The following is a 16,181-nucleotide window of genomic DNA, read 5'->3' on the forward strand; positions in this document are numbered from 1 at the left end:
AGCCCTTGCGTATCATGACCGAGACCATTTCCTCCCTGCCGAACGGGCAGCGCGCGCCGAAAGTGCCGAAAATCTCCTTCGAGTTCTTCCCGCCGAAAACCGAGGAGATGGAGCGCAATCTCTGGGAGACCATCAATCGCCTGGCGCCGCTGACGCCGAACTTCGTCTCGGTCACCTATGGCGCCGGCGGCTCGACCCGCGAGCGCACCCATTCGACCATCAGCCGCATCCTGCGCGAAACCGATCTGCTGCCGGCCGCGCATCTGACCTGCGTCAGCGCCTCGCGCGGCGAGATCGACGAGATCGTCGACCGCTATCATGAGGTCGGTGTCCGCCACATCGTGGCGCTGCGCGGCGACCCGCCCGGCGGCATCGGCACGCCCTACTTCACCCATCCCGACGGCTACCAGAGCTCCGCCGAGCTCGTCGCCGCCATCAAGAAGCGCCACGCCGACATCGAGATCTCGGTGTCCGCCTATCCGGAGAAGCATCCGGAAGCCGCGGACTTCGACGCCGACATCGACACGCTGAAGGCCAAGGTCGACGCCGGCGCGACGCGCGCGATCACCCAGGTGTTCTTCGACAACGACCTCTATCATCGCTACGTCGACAGGGTGCGCGCACGCGGCATCGAGATTCCGATCGTGCCGGGCATCATGCCGATGCACAATTTCAAGCAGGCCCGCAATTTCGTCACCCGCGCCGGCACCAGCGTGCCGGACTGGCTGGCCGAGAAGTTCGATGGCCTCGACAACGACGCCGAGACCCGCAAGCTGGTGGCTGCGACCGTCGCGGCCGGCCAGGTGCAGAAGCTGTTCAAGCACGGCGTCGACACCTTCCACTTCTACACCATGAACCGCGCGGACCTCGTGTTCGCGATCAGCCACCTGCTCGGCATCCGGCCGACCGGTGCCCAAAAAGCTGCCTGACCCAGAAAGCGATCGATGTCCGTACCGGTTTCCCCCAAGCGTAACGCTTTGCTCGCGGCTGCCCGCGAGCGCATCCTGGTGCTCGACGGCGCCATGGGCACCATGATCCAGGGCCTGCAGTTCGACGAAGCCGCCTTCCGTGGCGCGCGCTTTGCGGACTTCCACCGCGACATCAAGGGCAACAACGACCTCCTGATCCTGACCCAGGCCGAGGCGATCACGGACATCCACGCGGCTTATCTGCGTGCCGGCGCCGACATCGTCGCGACCAACACCTTCTCCTCGACCTCGATCGCGCAGGCCGACTACGACATGTCGGACCTCGCCTATGAGCTGAACCTGCAGGGCGCGCGGCTGGCGCGTGCGGCCGCGGAGCGGGTCAGCGCCGAGGACGGCAAGCAACGCTTCGTCGCCGGCGCGCTCGGCCCGACCAACCGCACCGCCTCGATCTCGCCCGACGTCTCCAATCCCGGCTATCGCGCGGTGACCTTCGACGATCTGCGCAAGGCCTATGGCGAACAGGCCAAGGGCCTGCTGGACGGCGGCGCCGACCTGCTGCTGGTCGAGACCATCTTCGACACGCTGAACGCCAAGGCGGCGCTGTATGCGATCGCCGAGATCATCGAGGAGCGCGGCATCGACGTGCCCGTGATGATTTCCGGCACCATCACCGACAAGTCCGGCCGCCTGCTCTCCGGCCAGTTGCCGGAGGCGTTCTGGCATTCGGTGCGGCACGCCAAGCCGATCACGATCGGCTTCAACTGCGCACTCGGCGCCGAGGATCTGCGCGCGCACATCGCCGATATCGGCCGGGTCGCCGACACGCTGGTCTGTGCCTACCCGAACGCCGGCCTGCCCAACGAGTTCGGCCAGTATGACGAGACGCCGGACTACATGGCGCGGCTGATCGGCGAATTCGCTGCCGCCGGCCTCGTCAACATCGTCGGCGGCTGCTGCGGCACCACGCCCGACCATATCGCAGCGATCGCCAGGGCCGTTGCCCCGCACAAGCCGCGCGTGGTGCCCGAGATCGAACCGCGGCTCAAGCTCTCGGGCCTCGAGCCGTTCACGCTGACCGACGCGATCCCCTTCGTGAACGTCGGCGAGCGCACCAACGTCACCGGCTCGGCGCGCTTCCGCAAGCTGATCACCGCCGGCGACTACACCGCCGCGCTGCAGGTCGCACGCGACCAGGTCGAGAACGGCGCCCAGGTCATCGACGTCAACATGGACGAGGGCCTGCTCGATTCCGAAGCGGCGATGGTGACGTTCCTCAACCTCGTCGCCGCCGAACCCGACATCGCGCGGGTGCCCGTGATGGTCGACTCCTCGAAATTCCACGTCATCGAGGCCGGCCTGAAATGCATCCAGGGCAAGCCGATCGTGAACTCGATCTCGATGAAGGAAGGCGAGGAGAAATTCCTGCACGAGGCGACGGTCGCCAAGCGGCACGGCGCCGCCGTGGTGGTGATGGCGTTCGACGAGACCGGCCAAGCCGACACGTTCGCCCGGAAGACCGAGATCTGCAAGCGCGCCTACGACTTGCTGGTCAACCGGCTCGACTTCCCGCCCGAGGACATCATCTTCGATCCGAACATCTTCGCGATCGCGACCGGCCTCGAAGAGCACAACAATTACGGCGTCGACTTCATCGAGGCGACGCGCTGGATCCGGCAGAACCTGCCCGGCGCCCACATCTCCGGCGGCGTCTCCAATTTGTCGTTCTCGTTCCGTGGCAATGAGCCGGTGCGCGAGGCGATGCATTCGGTGTTCCTGTATCACGCCATCCATGCCGGCATGGACATGGGCATCGTCAATGCCGGGCAGATGATCGTCTATGACGACATCGATCCCGAGCTGCGCCAGACCTGCGAAGACGTGATCCTCAACCGCGATCCGGGCGCGTCGGAGCGGCTGCTGGCGCTTGCCGAGAAATTCCGCGGCAAGGAGAAGCAGACCAAGGAGCAGGATCTCGCCTGGCGCGAATGGCCGGTCGAGAAGCGGCTCAGCCACGCGCTGGTGCACGGCATCACCGAATTCATCGAGCAGGACACCGAGGCCGCGCGCCAGAACGCGACGCGGCCGCTCGACGTCATCGAGGGGCCGCTGATGGCCGGCATGAACGTAGTCGGCGACCTGTTCGGCGACGGCAAGATGTTCTTGCCGCAGGTCGTGAAGTCGGCTCGCGTGATGAAGCAGGCGGTCGCCTATCTGATGCCGTTCATGGAGGAGGAGAAGGCGCGCAACCTCGCCAACGGCATCACCGGCGGCCGCAGCGCCGCGGGCAAGATCGTGCTCGCGACGGTGAAGGGCGACGTCCACGACATCGGCAAGAACATCGTCGGCATCGTGCTCCAGTGCAACAATTTCGAGGTGATCGACCTCGGCGTCATGGTGCCCGCCAACAAGATCATCGAGACCGCGAAGGCCGAGGGCGCCGACATCATCGGCCTGTCCGGCCTGATCACGCCCTCGCTCGACGAGATGAGCTTCCTCGCCGGCGAACTTGAACGGCAGGGCATGAACGTGCCGCTGCTGATCGGCGGCGCCACGACGAGCCGCGTGCATACCGCCGTGAAGATCGACCCGAACTATCCGGGCGGCCCGGTCGTGCATGTCAATGACGCGAGCCGCGCCGTCGGCGTCGCCTCCTCGCTGCTGTCGGCCGAGAAGAAGCAGGCCTATGCCGCCGAGGTGCGCGCCGAATACGCAAAGATCTCGACGGCGCATTTCCGCGCCCAGGCCGACAAGAAGCGGCTGAAGCTCAATGACGCCCGCGCCAACAAGGTCGCGATCGACTTTGCGGCAGTGCCGCCGAAGAAGCCGGCCTTCTTCGGGCTGAAGAGTTTTGACGCCTACGATCTCGCCGAGCTCGCGGATTACATCGACTGGACACCGTTCTTCCAAACCTGGGAATTGACCGGTCGCTTCCCGGCAATCCTCGACGACCCCAAGGTCGGCGAGGTCGCGCGCTCGCTCTATGCCGACGCGCGCAAGATGCTGGACACGATCATCCAGGAGAAGTGGTTCACGGCGCGGGCCACCATCGGCTTCTGGCCGGCGAACGCCGTGGGCGACGACATCGAGGTCTATGCCGACGAGACGCGGAAGCAGAAGATCGCGACCTTCCACACGCTCCGCCAGCAACTGGAGAAGCGCGAGGGCCGCTTCAACGCCGCGCTGTCCGACTTCGTCGCGCCGAAGGAGACCGGCGTACCTGACTATGTCGGCGGCTTCGTCGTCACCGCCGGGATCGGCGAGGATGCGGTCGCGGACCGCTTCAAGAACGCCAATGACGATTACTCCTCAATCCTGTGCAAGGCGCTGGCCGATCGCCTTGCGGAAGCCTTTGCCGAGCGCATGCACCAGCGCGTGCGCAAGGAGTTCTGGGGCTATGCGCCCGGCGAGACGTTCTCGGCGGACGAATTGATCCTCGAGAAATACGACGGCATCCGTCCCGCGCCCGGCTATCCGGCGCAGCCCGACCACACCGAGAAGCGGACGCTGTTCGCGCTGCTCGACGCCGAGAACACGTCCGGCGTGAAGCTGACCGAGAGCTACGCGATGTGGCCGGGTTCATCGGTTTCGGGCCTTTATTTCTCGCACCCCGAAAGCTTCTATTTCGGCGTCGGCAAGATCGAGCGCGACCAGGTCGAGGACTATGCCGCGCGCAAGGCCATGACGGTCGCCGAGATCGAGCGCTGGCTCGCGCCGGTGTTGAACTACATCCCCTCGCAGGACGGTGGTGCGAAGGGCCAGGCCATCGCGCCCGCCGCGACGCCCGCCAATGACGAGGAACTGGCATCGCATCCGCAGGGCTGCACCTGCGCGGTGCATCTCGCCTGGCGGAAGAAGAAGGTGGGTGCGGGGTAGCTCTTTCTTCCCTTCTCCCCTTGTGGGAGAAGGTGGCGTGGACGCAGTCCACGCCGGATGAGGGATCCCTATCCGCGGAAACGGACCCCTCACCCGTCCGCGATGCATTGCATCGGGTCCACCCTCTCCCACAAGGGGAGAGGGGAAGAAATGCGGAGTGGCCACACCATGCAGTTCTTCTCCTTCTGGCGATCGCTGGCGAGCTTCCGGGTGCGGATCGCGCTCAATCTGAAGGGCGTACCGGCGGAGACCGTGTTCGTCGACATCGATGCAGACGCGCATCGCGCCGATGCCTATCGCAAGATCAATCCGCAGATGGCGCTGCCGGCGCTGGTGACCGACGACGGCACGGTGCTGTTCCAGTCGCTCGCGATCATCGACTATCTCGACGAGACCTACCCGAGCCCGCCGCTGCTGCCACCAGATGCGCTCGGCCGCGCCCGGGTGCGCGGGCTGGCGTTGATCGTCGCCTGCGAGGGCCATCCGCTGCTGACGCCGCGCCTGCGCCGCTATCTCGACCGCGAGCTCGATCTGCGCGACAGCCAGCAGAGCGCCTGGCGGCGGCACTGGACGGTCGAGACGCTGGCGGCGCTCGAGGGCCACCTCGCCGGCCACAAGGCGACCGGCCAGTTCTGTCACGGCGATGCGCCGACACTGGCCGACATCTGCCTGGTCGGCCATGTCACGGCGGCAATCAACCAGCAGATCAGCCTGTCGCCCTGGCCGACCGTGAAGCGCATCCACGACACCGCCATGGCGCTGCCGGCGTTCGCCAAGGCGCATCCGTCAGCGCAGCCGGATACGCCCGAGGCAATGCGGGCGAAGTAGTGGGCGGGCTATCCTCCTCCCTTGCGGGAGTCGGAGAAGCAAGCTCACCTCGAACCCCACCCCTAACCGCTCGGCGGCGCCAGCGGCTGCACGATCTCCTGGAACGGCGGCAGCGCTTCGCAGCGCGCGGCGTGGGCCTGCAGCGCCGGATAGCGCGCGTCGAACAGATGCGGATGCGCCTCGCCGGTGAAGCGCAGCGCGCAGGCCACCGCGATGTCGGCGTGACCGATGCGATCGCCCAGCCAATACGGCGTCTCGACCGCTGCACGCTCCTGCTCCAGCACGGCGAGCACGCGGGAGATCTGCCCCTCGCAGCGCTCGACCCACAGCTTGAGCTGCTCCTTGCGCAGCACCCGCTCGTAGACAAGGCTCACCGCCTTGTCGGCGAGCCCGGTCGCCAACGCCATAATGCGCAGATGCCGGCGCCGCTCGATGCCGGAGCGCGCAATCATCGCCTTGTCCGGCCCAACCGACTCGTCGAGATAATCCAGGATCGCCCCGCTCTCGATCAGCGCCTCGCCGTCGTCGAGCACCAGCGTCGGCACCCGCTGCACCGGATTATAGGCCGCAACCTTGTCCGCATCGCCAAAGGTCGACCACGGCTTGTGCTCGAACGGCAATCCATAAAGCCGCAACGCAATCGCGGTGCGGCGGACAAAGGGCGAGTCGTACTGGCCGATCAAAAACATCCGTCATCTCGTCGGTCATGCCGCGGCAGGCCGTTGCCGCGAAAGCAGGGCTTTCGAAGGTCGGGCGGCCGAGCCGGGTCAGAGGTTGCACTTTGCACCATCCTAGATAGCTTGCGCCGCGTTGCAACCGGATCATGATCCGGTTGCCTCATGAGCTACCCAACCATCGGCACATGCCTCGCCGCATCGCGCGACAGCTTGCCGTCGAGCCTCGGATCATCGGCCACCTCGATCTGCCGCTTGAACGCCCGGAAGCCGGAGCGCTGGTAGAATGCGATCGCGGAGGGATGATCGAAGGTGCAGGTGTGCACCCAGACGCGACTGACGTCGCGCGACCAGGCGATCTCGAGCGCGCGGTTCATCAGGAAGCGCGCGGCACCGGTGCCGATGAGCTTTGCGGTGACGCCGAAATAGAGCAGCTGGCATTCACCTGATACGCTGAAGTCGAGTTCGAGCAGGCCCTCGTCGTGGCCTTCCACGATCAGCCCGTAGAGCTCGACGCCGGGCGCGTGAATCCGCCCGGCGAGATCGGCGTCATCGAGCCCCGTGCGGGTGAACCACAGCCACTCCTCGCCAACGCGGCGGTAGAGATCGCGGTACCAGTCAAGCGCCGGCGGCTCGACCTTGCGCAGGCGCCACGCGCCCGGCGGATCGTCGCGCAGGGGCGGACGCTCGGTCATTTCCAGATGCGTGACGACAGCGGCGATCTTGCCGTGGGGGATATCGGAATAACCGTCGGGCAGCAGCATCGCGCGACCTTTGTTTCCATACTACAGCGGGAAATATCCGCATGTCGCGGCAGATGCAATGCAACGCCGCGTAACAATGTTACCGATTTGTCAGTCGGTGCTTTCGCGAATCAGGCGCTCCATGTCGTGAGGTCACCGGAGCAACGATCGTGTCGCGCCATCACACGCTGCCGCCGATCATCATGACGCCGCCCCCACCGAAGCCGAAGCCCACGCGGCGCCGGCGCGCCATCGGCTACGCTTATGGTGCGAGTGCTACTGATGAGGCCGTAGACATCGAGGACGGCGCACCGGTGCGCAGCGCTCCGGTGCTTCCGCAGCATGCGCGCCCGGTCGAAACCGTCGAGCGGCGCACGCCGTCTCCGAACGGCAAGCTCAGCGACGACACGCTGCGCGCGATGCTGGAGGTGCAGGAGAAGCAGGAGAGATAGAGGGAGCGCGCCACACACTCCGTGTCGTCCCGGCGAAGGCCGGACCCATTACCACAGGGCTGGGTTATTGAACGGCGCTGTGGCCCCAGCACGCGAGAACAATTGGCATTGGTGGTTATGGGTCCCGGCCTTCGCCGGGACGACATAGAATTTTGGGCCGCTACCGCGCCCTCACCTCGGCGTCAGCGAGATCGCCTCGGCGGTGGCGGCTTCCACCGCCGGGCGGCTGTAGAGCAGCGGGACATATTGGCCGGTGGCCCAGAGCGGCGCGAGGTCGCGGTAGTGGCCGCTGAAGGGATCGCCGGATTGGCCGGGCGTGTTGATGGTGCGGCTCGCATCCCAATTGCCGACATCGAGCACCATGCGGAACGAGGCGCCCGCAGTGAGATGATAGTCGGAGCGGCGATAGGTGGCGGCGCGCGGAACATTGGCGGCGCCGCCATAGGCGAGCGGACCGACCGACATCTGCGCCGCGGTCGCCTTGTCGGCGAGCGGCATCAGCGCATGGTCGAACTTGGCGACATGCAGGCGGCCCCAGCGCCAGGTCGACGCATCGCCCCCGAGCTTGCCGGCGACGTCGGCAACCGCCTCGCCGAGGCTGTCGCGCAGCACGCGGTCACGTCCGCCGGCGGGATCGCTGCCGAGCGCGGCGTCGGGCTTTTCGAGATAGTCGACGATGGCGGAGATGCTGGAGGCTTCCGGCACGATCAGTTCGGCCGCCTTCGGCGCCGTGGTCTTGAGCAGCACCGGGCCGAGATGGTTCGCGATCCAGACCTCGTAGACCGCGGCCGCGGCGCTGTCCTCGGCGTCACGCGCATCCCACGCCTTCAGGAGATCGAGGCCTTTCTTGACGTTGGCGTCGTCAGACGTGAGCGGCTTCAGCAGTGCGACGAGGCGCCGCGCCAGCATGCCGGTGTCGTCGTTCTGCAACGCCATCGCGTCCGCCAGCGTCACCTTGCTGTTGGCCTGCAGCACCTCGGTGATGCGCTGCCAGCGCGCGCTGTCGGCCCATTCGAAGCCGACCCTGCGCTCGTTGACCGGATAATCCGCCGGCAGGTTCATCTGGTTGGCGGTAGCGATGAAGCCCTGCTTCGGCTGGTACTGCTTCGGCAACGCGTCGAGCGACAGGAAACCCTGCCACTCGTAGCGGCCGTCGCCGGGCACCGGCATCAGGCCATCGAAGCTGGTGCGGCGCGGCGTCTTGCCGGCGGCGACCCAGCCGATATTGCCTGATGTGTCGGCATAGACCTGGTTCTCCGACGGCGCACCCCAGCGCCGCATCGCGCCGAGGAAGCCGTTCCACGACTTCGCGGTCATATAGTCGGACGAGCCGAAATAGGCCGAGGTGCCCGGCTCGAACCAGATCGAGCGCACGGCGAAGGCATGCTTCTTGTCGGCGTCGACGAAGAGCACCGGACCATGGCGGGTGAACTTCAGCTCGAGGTCGCGGTCGGCTTCGCCCTTCACCGCTTCCTTCTCGTGCACGATGCGCATGTCCTCCCAGCCCGTGCCGTAGCGGTACTGGTTCGGATTATCCGGGTTGAGCTCGTAGACGTAGAGGTCTTCCTGGTCGACGTTGAAGATGGTGAGGCCGAACGCGATGGTGTCGTTGTGGCCGATCGAGATGCCAGGCAGCGCCGGCTCGCCGGCGCCGATCACGGAGATGCCGGGTGCGTTGAGGCCGACGATGTAGCGCAGCGACGGCACCGAATGCTCGCGATGCGGATCGTTGGCGAGGATCGGCCGTCCGGTCGCGGTGCGCGAGGCCGCGATCACCCAATTGTTGGAGCCGATGGTGTCGCGCTGCTGGTCGGCCTCGGCCAAAAACTTGTCGGGATCATGCGCCAGTGCGGCCTTCTGGTCCTTCGGCGCAGCAAACTTCACCGGGCGCGTCGCAAGGTCGTAGGCCGCGAGCACGCCCTTCGGCACGCTGCAGGGATCGAGGCCATCGGGAATCTTCGTGGTCCAGGCCGGCTCCAGCTTGACGCGGAAGCGATCGGCATCGAGGCCTGCGGCGCAGGCCACCAGCGAACGCTTCACCTCGGAGGCGACGTTGCGCGTCAGGCCATGGCTACGCACGCGCACGACATCCTCCGCCGACCACAGGTCCGGCGTCGTCCCCGCGATCCTGAACTCGATCGGCAGCGGACGCTTGCCCGCCCTGACGTCGGCGACATAGGCGTTGACGCCGGCGACGAACGCCTCGGCATAGGTTTTCGCCTTCGGGCCATAGGCGGCCCATTCCGCGTTCATGTCGCCGCGATAGAGGAACAGCCGCAGCGCCTTGTCCTGCTCGGCATAGGCGGGGCCGAAATCCTTCGCCAGCAGGCCGAGGCCACGCTTGCGCCAGAGATCGATCTGCCAGAGCCGGTCGCGCGCCGCATTGAAGCCTTGCAGGAAGAACAGGTCGTGCTCGTTGCCGGCATAGATGTGCGGGATGCCCCAGACATCGACCAGGATCTGGCCCGGCGCCTTCAGGCCTGCGACGTCGCTCTTGACCTCGCGCGCCGTGACCAGCGCGCTCGGCTTTTCGCGCGCGATGGCGGGTGCTGCGAGCATCGCGGTGCACAGCGCGGCGGTGAGTAGTTTCGCGACGCGGTTGAGATCCGTGTTCATGTTGTTCTCCGATGGTTGTTATTGATTGGAAGTTGGCAGCCGCGGCGGTGATGTGCTCCCTTTCCCGCTTGCGGGGGAGGGCTGGGGTGGGGGTATCGCAGCGATGGGGTCAGTCATTGCGTGGAGAGAGCCCCCACCCGGATCGCATCTGACGATGCGATCCGACCTCCCCCGCAAGCGGGAGAGGTGCAGCGTGTCTGCCGCCAAAGCGATTCAAGCTTCACTACTCCCCCTCGTCGCTCGCCAGCACGCCCTTCACCGCGCGCGCCCAGCCGGCGAGCTTGCGCTCACGCGTGGCCTCGCTCATCGCCGGCCGGAAGCGATGCTCGAGCCGCCAATTGTCGGCGAATTTCGCGGGCTCCGGATAGACGCCGGCCTCGAGGCCGGCGAGATAGGCCGCCCCTAACGCCGTGGTCTCCTGGATCATCGGACGATCGACCGGTGCGTTGAGCAGATCGGCGAGCCGCTGCATGGTCCAGTCCGATGCCGTCATGCCGCCGTCGACGCGCAGCACGGTGTTGGCGGCATTGGCCTCCGGCCAGTCGGTGCGCATCGCGGCCCAGAGGTCGAAGGTCTGGTAGCAGACGCTCTCCAAGGTCGCATGCGCGATCTCGGCCGGGCCGGTGTTGCGGGTCAGCCCGATCAGCGCGCCGCGCACCCGCGGATTCCAGTACGGCGCACCCATGCCGACGAAGGCCGGCACCAGATAGACGCTCTGCATCGAGTCGGATTTGTCGGCAAGCGGCCCGGTCTCGGCGGCGTGCTTGATGATGCCGAGCCCGTCGCGCAGCCATTGCACCGCGCTGCCGGCGACGAAGATCGAGCCTTCCAGTGCGTAGGTGCGCTGGCCATTGAGCTGGTAGGCGATCGTGGTGAGCAGCTTGTTCTTCGAGGCGACCGGCGTGGTGCCGGTGTTGAGCAGTGCGAAGCAGCCGGTGCCGTAGGTCGACTTCATCATGCCGGGTTCGAAGCAGGCCTGGCCGATGGTCGCAGCCTGCTGGTCGCCGGCGATGCCGGAGATCGCGATCGGGCCACCGAACAGATCAGCCGTGCTCTCGCCGAATCGGGCGGAGGAATCCTTCACCTCGGGCAGCATCGAGCGCGGCACGCGCAAGAGGTTGATGAGGTCGTCGTCCCACGCGCCGGTGTGGATGTTGAACAGCAGCGTGCGGGAGGCGTTGGTGGCGTCGGTGGCGTGCACCCGGCCGCCGGTGAGCCGCCACAGCAGGTAGCAGTCGACGGTGCCGAACAGCAGCTCGCCGCGCTCGGCGCGCTCGCGCGCACCCGGCACGTGATCGAGGATCCAGGCGACTTTGGTGCCCGAGAAATAGGGGTCGATGATGAGTCCGGTCTTGGCCGAGATCAAGGGCTCATGGCCTTCGGCCTTGAGCCTGGCGCAGATGTCGGCAGTGCGGCGGTCCTGCCAGACGATGGCACGGTGCACGGCCTGGCCGGTTGCGCGGTCCCACACCACGGTGGTCTCGCGCTGGTTGGTGATGCCGATCGCGGCGATGTCCCGCGCTTTAAGCTCGGCCTTCTCCAGCGCCTCGCGGCACACCATCACGGTCGAGGTCCAGATGTCCTCCGGCTCGTGCTCGACCCAGCCGGAGGCCGGGAAATGCTGCGGAAACTCCTGCTGCGCGACCGCGGCGATGGAGATGTCGCTGCGAAACACCATCGCGCGCGACGATGTGGTGCCCTGATCGATGGCCAGCACGAAAGACATGAGCGTTTCCCTTTAGGCGTCGTAACAGGCGCCAAGGGAGCGGATTACCGCGGCAAGGTCAAGATTGCTGGTGCGTGTGGCGTGCCGTTCAGCCGTCAGTCCCGTCATCCCCGCGCAAAGGCTTCGCCTTTGCGCGGGGATGACGGGACTAAGAGGACGGCGCCGATCACATCGGCCGGTAGGTCCGCACGTCGCTGGGGACGTTGACGCCGATCTTGATGGCGCCGACCGAGCGGATGATGTCGTCGCCGAGCAGCTGGGCGAAGCAGGCATAGCCCCAATCGTTCATGTGCAGGCCGTCGGCGATGACGAAATCGTCGATCGGGATCGCCTGTTTCTCGTGCCAGTCGCGCATCACCTCGAAGCGCGGGAAGATGCCGACATGGCGCAGCGCGGCGATACGGCCGAGCAGCTTCACCATGCCGCGCGCGCTCTCGGGGCGCTCGGTGACGCGCGGCGAATATTGCGGATCGACCAGCACGATATCGGCGCCGTCGGCCTGGATGCGCGCGACGCCGTCCTCGACCTGCTTGGCGGTCTCCGACGGATCGAGGTTGCGCAGCACCGCGTTGGTGCCGACCTGCCAGATCACCATGTCGGGATGCATGTCGAGCACTTCGGTCTGCAACCGCTTCATCATCTCGGGTGCATCCTCGCCGCCCTTGCCGCGATTGAGCACGGTGATGTCGGCGGAGGGATACTGCCGGCGCAACTGCGCGGCGAGCCGGCTCGGATAGGTGAATTCCGGCGCCGACGAACCGTAGCCCTGGGTCGAGGACGAGCCGAACGCGATGATGACGACAGGCTTGCCGGCGGCGAGCTTGGCCGCGACATGCGGCAGCGAGCCGGTCGAGTTCGGCACACCGGTAGGCTGATGACAGGGCACGCGGTGGAAGATGTCGCTGGCGGATTTCGCAACCTGCTTCACCTTGTCGAGCGCCTTGGCGGCGACGCCCGGCTGCGGATTGGCCGCATCCGCTTCGACCGCGGCGGGCTTCGCAGCATCCGGCCTGGCGGCTTCAGTCTTTGCCCCTGACGACAACGCCGCATGCTGGTCGGCCTGGCCGGTCTGCGCACACAACGGCACGACCGAGAGCGGCGCGAGCAGCACCAGCGCCGCAACGGCGCACAGACTCCGCCCTGAGATAGAGCGAAAAGGGAAGGCAAAACGCATCAACTCGGCTTCCTCTAATTCTGCTGCACCGGGCCCAGATGGGCCGCATCGATCACGAATTTCGCCAGTGCGCGGCCGAGACAGGCATGAACCTTCTTGGCCAGATCGACACCGTGCGAGGTGCTGAACAGGTCAAAATATCCGGCGTCGCTCCACTGCTTCATAATCGCGAACCGGTCGAACAGCGGAACGTCGTGTTGCTGCGCCACCACCTTGATATTGTCGAGATATGGCGGCGCAGAGATCATCGTCTCCGTACGCGGGCTGTACTGCAGATTGACCAGCACCACGTCGGCCCCGGCGCCCCGCAACGCAACAACGCCATCGTTGATGGCGGTGCGGAAATCGTCAGGATCGACTGCTCGCATAGCATCGACGGTCCCGGTCTGCCAGATCACCAAAGTAGGCTTTTTTGCTTCAACAAGCTTAACAAGGGTTCCCGCGGTTTCCTCGGCAGTGCTCTTCCCCTGTAATTCTACGGATAGATCGATGGTTGCCGCCGGAAATGCCTCCTTCAGCGCCGCCTGCAGCGTGGCCGGATAGGCGCTCGCCTCGTTGCCGGGAATGGTCGAAGAGCGGCTGCCCACCACCAGCACGTTGAGCGGCTGGTTGGCCTTCACCGCGTCGGTGACCTTCGGCAGCGAGCTCTCGCTTGCCAGCAGATAGGCCGGTACGTCGCAGGGCGGCGCCGGTGCAGGCTGCTCGGGGCTATCGCCGGCGCGCGCGGGCGCAGCCGCCAAACAGGCGGCCAGCAACATCAGGCCCAGCATCGTCCGCGCGGACTTCATGCTCCCCCTCCCGCCAGATCGGCGTTGCCGGCGGCACCTTTTTTCGAGGCGCCTTTGTCGGCGGAGTGCTTGTACCACGAAATAATCCACGCCATGCCGCACATGATGAGGATGCCGCAGACGCTGATCAAGGCGTGCAGTGCGGCACCGCCCGAGACTTCGGCAAGCACGAAGTGTCCGGCAAAGGCGAGGAAGACCCCGAGACAGAATATCTCAAGCGAATGCTGGCCACACAGGATCAATGGTCGCAGCCAGCGCGATTTCAGCCCCGGCCAGTCCCGCGGCAGGAAGCGCACGGTGAGGGCCGCGAGCGCCAGGAAGTGCGCGAACCGCAACACGTCCAGGTCGGTCTTGTTGATCGGATACATCCACTGCTCGATCACCTTCGGCATGATGTGGCCAAGCTGCGGCACGTACCAGGTCAGCGTCACGAAGAACGCGGCGACCAGATAGGCGATGCAGATCCACATCGTGATGTTCGACGACAGGATGCGCGACATCCGCCGCGCGCCGCCGAGCGCGCACCAGGCGCCGAACACGAACAGCAATTGCCAGGCGAACGGGTTGAACGCCCAGAAGCCGTTCGGATAGGCCGACAGATAAAGATCGAACTGCCAGGTCAGCGCGTAGAGCAGGACCGACAGGCCGAGCGTGACATCGGGCTTCCACTTCATCAGCCACAGGATCAGCGGCAGGAACAGCATCAGCACGATGTAGAGCGGCAGCACGTCCATGTTGACGGGGCGGAAGCGCAGCAGCAACGCTTGCACGATGGTGACGTCGGGCTGCTTGAGGAAGTCCATGATCCCCATCTCTTCAGAGTAGAGCGGGTTCTCGAACGAGGTCGCGACATAGGAGATCTCGGCGAGGAAGATCGTGAACAGGAAGACATGCGCGACATAGATCTGCCAGACCCGGCGCAAGATGCGCGCAGTCGCGATCACGAAGCCGCCCTCCAGCATCGCGCGCCCATAGACGAAGGCCGCGGTGTAACCGGAGATGAAGATGAAGATCTCGGTGGCGTCGGAGAAGCCGTAGTTGCGGATCGTAAGCCAGGTCAGAAGATTGGTCGGCAGATGGTCGATGAAGATAAGCCACAGCGCGAGCCCGCGGAACAGATCGAGCCGGAGCTCGCGCTCGCCGGTCACCGGCAGCGTGATCGCGGGCGCCGCCGCCACGGCTTTCGCCTTGACCTCTGTATCGGCATTGGCGTCAGCCACCGGTGGACCGGCTATGGGATCGGCAATCGAGCTCATCAAACACCGTGTCAGCTGCGGGCGCCCGCAGGCCGTGCTGAAAAGATAATATCGGTCCGCGACTTGCCGACAAAGCGCAGAGTGCGGCGACATGCGGCCGCGCTTTAGAGCGGAACTATGTTGAAACCACGATGAACAGACGCCCTCCGGGGCCGGCTTTTCACGGCCTGCCCGACGATTGGTTCCGGCTGACCAATTGGCTATGATGGGCGCCTGTTTGCGCATGATCCGGCCGAGAGACGGATTTTGCGCCGAGATCATCGGATTGAGCCGAATGTACCGCGCCGTTACCCGCCAGATCGAAGTCACCGTCGAGCCGAATTTCATGCCGGAGCGCTCGTCGATCGACCGGCGCGAGTATTTCTGGTCGTACAAGATCGTGATCGTCAATTCAGGGCCGGAAACGGTGCAACTGCGGACACGGCACTGGATCATCACCGACGCCACCGGCCGCCGCCAGGAGGTGCGTGGCGAGGGCGTGGTCGGCGAGCAGCCGGTGCTCGCGCCCGGCGAGCGCTTCGAATACACCTCCGGCGTGCCGCTGCCGACCGCGTCCGGCTTCATGACCGGCAGCTACCAGATGGTCACCGAAGCCGGCGAGCGCTTCGACATCGACGTGCCGACCTTCTCGCTGGACAGCCCGAGCCCGGACGGGAAAAGGGTGTTGAATTAGCCGTGCCGTCGGTGCCGCCGCGCAGTCGTACCGGCTAAATGCAGGGCACGAAAATTCTGAGAAATGGAAGTAATTCCAGGATTTCCGATCGGCCTGACGGGCGAACCCGGCACGATTGAACTCAACCCGTCACCGTTGTCGCGCGTGACCATCGAAGCCTCCGGTTTCAGAAATTCGCGGCGACCAGATCGTAAGACCCCCTGCTTCCGCGGACATAGACCCTGGCCGCAGCGGCACATATCCGATCGCGGTTGGCATCGAAGGCGTGCAGAAGGCCCGGCTCGTCGAGGTAGGCATCCGATTGAAGTCGCTTCAATGCGCCTTCGGTGACGAAGAACGATGCCTCAATAGCACTGTCATATCCCCAAAACCGCACGGCGCGCCGCGTTTGGTCGTATGAACGACTATGGTTTGGAAATTCAATCATGGGTAAGGCCTATCAGGTTGTT

Annotated in this window: 13 protein-coding genes; 5 read left to right on the forward strand and 8 right to left on the reverse strand. The window is 65.6% G+C overall.

Annotation, left to right across the window (positions count from 1 at the left end; translation table 11 throughout):
• Positions 1 to 14 precede the first annotated feature (14 nt).
• The 3 genes from metF (at position 15) to maiA (ending at position 5,630) form a co-directional block, all read left to right on the forward strand.
• On the forward strand, positions 15 to 929 hold the full coding sequence (gene metF, locus CO675_RS21310; protein WP_097673894.1) for a methylenetetrahydrofolate reductase [NAD(P)H]: 915 nt from the start codon (positions 15 to 17) through the stop codon (positions 927 to 929).
• Between the two features lie 15 nt (positions 930 to 944).
• Positions 945 to 4,802, forward strand: coding sequence for a methionine synthase (gene metH, locus CO675_RS21315; protein WP_097673823.1), 3,858 nt, complete (start codon positions 945 to 947; stop codon positions 4,800 to 4,802).
• Positions 4,803 to 4,970: 168 nt separating this feature from the next.
• Entirely contained in the window at positions 4,971 to 5,630 is a 660-nt protein-coding gene (gene maiA, locus CO675_RS21320) for a maleylacetoacetate isomerase (RefSeq protein ID WP_097673895.1), read from the forward strand.
• Between the two features lie 62 nt (positions 5,631 to 5,692).
• On the opposite strand, the gene CO675_RS21325 is transcribed toward maiA, so the two are convergent.
• Entirely contained in the window at positions 5,693 to 6,319 is a 627-nt protein-coding gene (locus CO675_RS21325) for a glutathione S-transferase family protein (RefSeq protein ID WP_097673824.1), read from the reverse strand.
• Positions 6,320 to 6,474: 155 nt separating this feature from the next.
• Complete coding sequence (locus tag CO675_RS21330; protein ID WP_097673825.1) at positions 6,475 to 7,068, reverse strand: GNAT family N-acetyltransferase; 594 nt, start codon at positions 7,066 to 7,068, stop codon at positions 6,475 to 6,477.
• A 149-nt stretch (positions 7,069 to 7,217) separates the two neighbouring features.
• On the opposite strand from CO675_RS21330, the gene CO675_RS21335 reads away from it, so the two are divergent.
• The gene (locus CO675_RS21335; RefSeq protein ID WP_097673826.1) at positions 7,218 to 7,499 is read left to right on the forward strand and encodes a hypothetical protein; all 282 of its coding nucleotides are present in this window, start codon (positions 7,218 to 7,220) and stop codon (positions 7,497 to 7,499) included.
• Positions 7,500 to 7,670: 171 nt separating this feature from the next.
• On the opposite strand, the gene CO675_RS21340 is transcribed toward CO675_RS21335, so the two are convergent.
• The 5 genes from CO675_RS21340 to CO675_RS21360 all read right to left on the reverse strand — a co-directional run bounded on the left by CO675_RS21340 (position 7,671) and on the right by CO675_RS21360 (position 15,059).
• On the reverse strand, positions 7,671 to 10,115 hold the full coding sequence (locus tag CO675_RS21340; protein WP_097673827.1) for a penicillin acylase family protein: 2,445 nt from the start codon (positions 10,113 to 10,115) through the stop codon (positions 7,671 to 7,673).
• 223 nt (positions 10,116 to 10,338) lie between these two features.
• The gene (gene glpK, locus CO675_RS21345; RefSeq protein ID WP_097673828.1) at positions 10,339 to 11,841 is read right to left on the reverse strand and encodes a glycerol kinase GlpK; all 1,503 of its coding nucleotides are present in this window, start codon (positions 11,839 to 11,841) and stop codon (positions 10,339 to 10,341) included.
• 166 nt (positions 11,842 to 12,007) lie between these two features.
• Complete coding sequence (locus CO675_RS21350; RefSeq protein ID WP_097673829.1) at positions 12,008 to 13,015, reverse strand: SGNH/GDSL hydrolase family protein; 1,008 nt, start codon at positions 13,013 to 13,015, stop codon at positions 12,008 to 12,010.
• Positions 13,016 to 13,029: 14 nt separating this feature from the next.
• The gene (locus tag CO675_RS21355) at positions 13,030 to 13,803 is read right to left on the reverse strand and encodes an SGNH/GDSL hydrolase family protein (RefSeq protein ID WP_097673830.1); all 774 of its coding nucleotides are present in this window, start codon (positions 13,801 to 13,803) and stop codon (positions 13,030 to 13,032) included.
• Entirely contained in the window at positions 13,800 to 15,059 is a 1,260-nt protein-coding gene (locus tag CO675_RS21360) for an OpgC domain-containing protein (protein WP_097673896.1), read from the reverse strand. The genes CO675_RS21355 and CO675_RS21360 overlap by 4 nt, the downstream gene beginning before the upstream one ends.
• A gap of 274 nt (positions 15,060 to 15,333) precedes the next feature.
• Here CO675_RS21360 and apaG point away from each other — a divergent pair, with 274 nt between their 5' ends.
• The gene (apaG, locus tag CO675_RS21365) at positions 15,334 to 15,732 is read left to right on the forward strand and encodes a Co2+/Mg2+ efflux facilitator ApaG/CorD (RefSeq protein WP_092123063.1); all 399 of its coding nucleotides are present in this window, start codon (positions 15,334 to 15,336) and stop codon (positions 15,730 to 15,732) included.
• Between the two features lie 166 nt (positions 15,733 to 15,898).
• Here the strand turns inward: apaG and CO675_RS21370 are convergent, their stop codons facing one another.
• On the reverse strand, positions 15,899 to 16,159 hold the full coding sequence (locus tag CO675_RS21370) for a DUF1488 family protein (RefSeq protein WP_092123059.1): 261 nt from the start codon (positions 16,157 to 16,159) through the stop codon (positions 15,899 to 15,901).
• Positions 16,160 to 16,181 lie beyond the last annotated feature (22 nt).

The sequence above is a fragment of the Bradyrhizobium sp. C9 genome (genome assembly GCF_002532045.1).
Taxonomy (GTDB): domain Bacteria; phylum Pseudomonadota; class Alphaproteobacteria; order Rhizobiales; family Xanthobacteraceae; genus Bradyrhizobium.

Bases quoted from the DNA above. Each gene is read 5' to 3' on its own strand.
- metF (WP_097673894.1), top strand. From the start codon at position 15: ATGACCGAGACCATTTCCTCCCTGCCGAACGGGCAGCGCGCGCCGAAA.
- metH (WP_097673823.1), top strand. From the start codon at position 945: ATGTCCGTACCGGTTTCCCCCAAGCGTAACGCTTTGCTCGCGGCTGCC.
- maiA (WP_097673895.1), top strand. From the start codon at position 4,971: ATGCAGTTCTTCTCCTTCTGGCGATCGCTGGCGAGCTTCCGGGTGCGG.
- CO675_RS21325 (WP_097673824.1), bottom strand. From the start codon at position 6,319: ATGTTTTTGATCGGCCAGTACGACTCGCCCTTTGTCCGCCGCACCGCG.
- CO675_RS21330 (WP_097673825.1), bottom strand. From the start codon at position 7,068: ATGCTGCTGCCCGACGGTTATTCCGATATCCCCCACGGCAAGATCGCC.
- CO675_RS21340 (WP_097673827.1), bottom strand. From the start codon at position 10,115: ATGAACACGGATCTCAACCGCGTCGCGAAACTACTCACCGCCGCGCTG.
- glpK (WP_097673828.1), bottom strand. From the start codon at position 11,841: ATGTCTTTCGTGCTGGCCATCGATCAGGGCACCACATCGTCGCGCGCG.
- CO675_RS21350 (WP_097673829.1), bottom strand. From the start codon at position 13,015: ATGCGTTTTGCCTTCCCTTTTCGCTCTATCTCAGGGCGGAGTCTGTGC.
- CO675_RS21355 (WP_097673830.1), bottom strand. From the start codon at position 13,803: ATGAAGTCCGCGCGGACGATGCTGGGCCTGATGTTGCTGGCCGCCTGT.
- CO675_RS21360 (WP_097673896.1), bottom strand. From the start codon at position 15,059: ATGAGCTCGATTGCCGATCCCATAGCCGGTCCACCGGTGGCTGACGCC.
- apaG (WP_092123063.1), top strand. From the start codon at position 15,334: ATGTACCGCGCCGTTACCCGCCAGATCGAAGTCACCGTCGAGCCGAAT.
- CO675_RS21370 (WP_092123059.1), bottom strand. From the start codon at position 16,159: ATGATTGAATTTCCAAACCATAGTCGTTCATACGACCAAACGCGGCGC.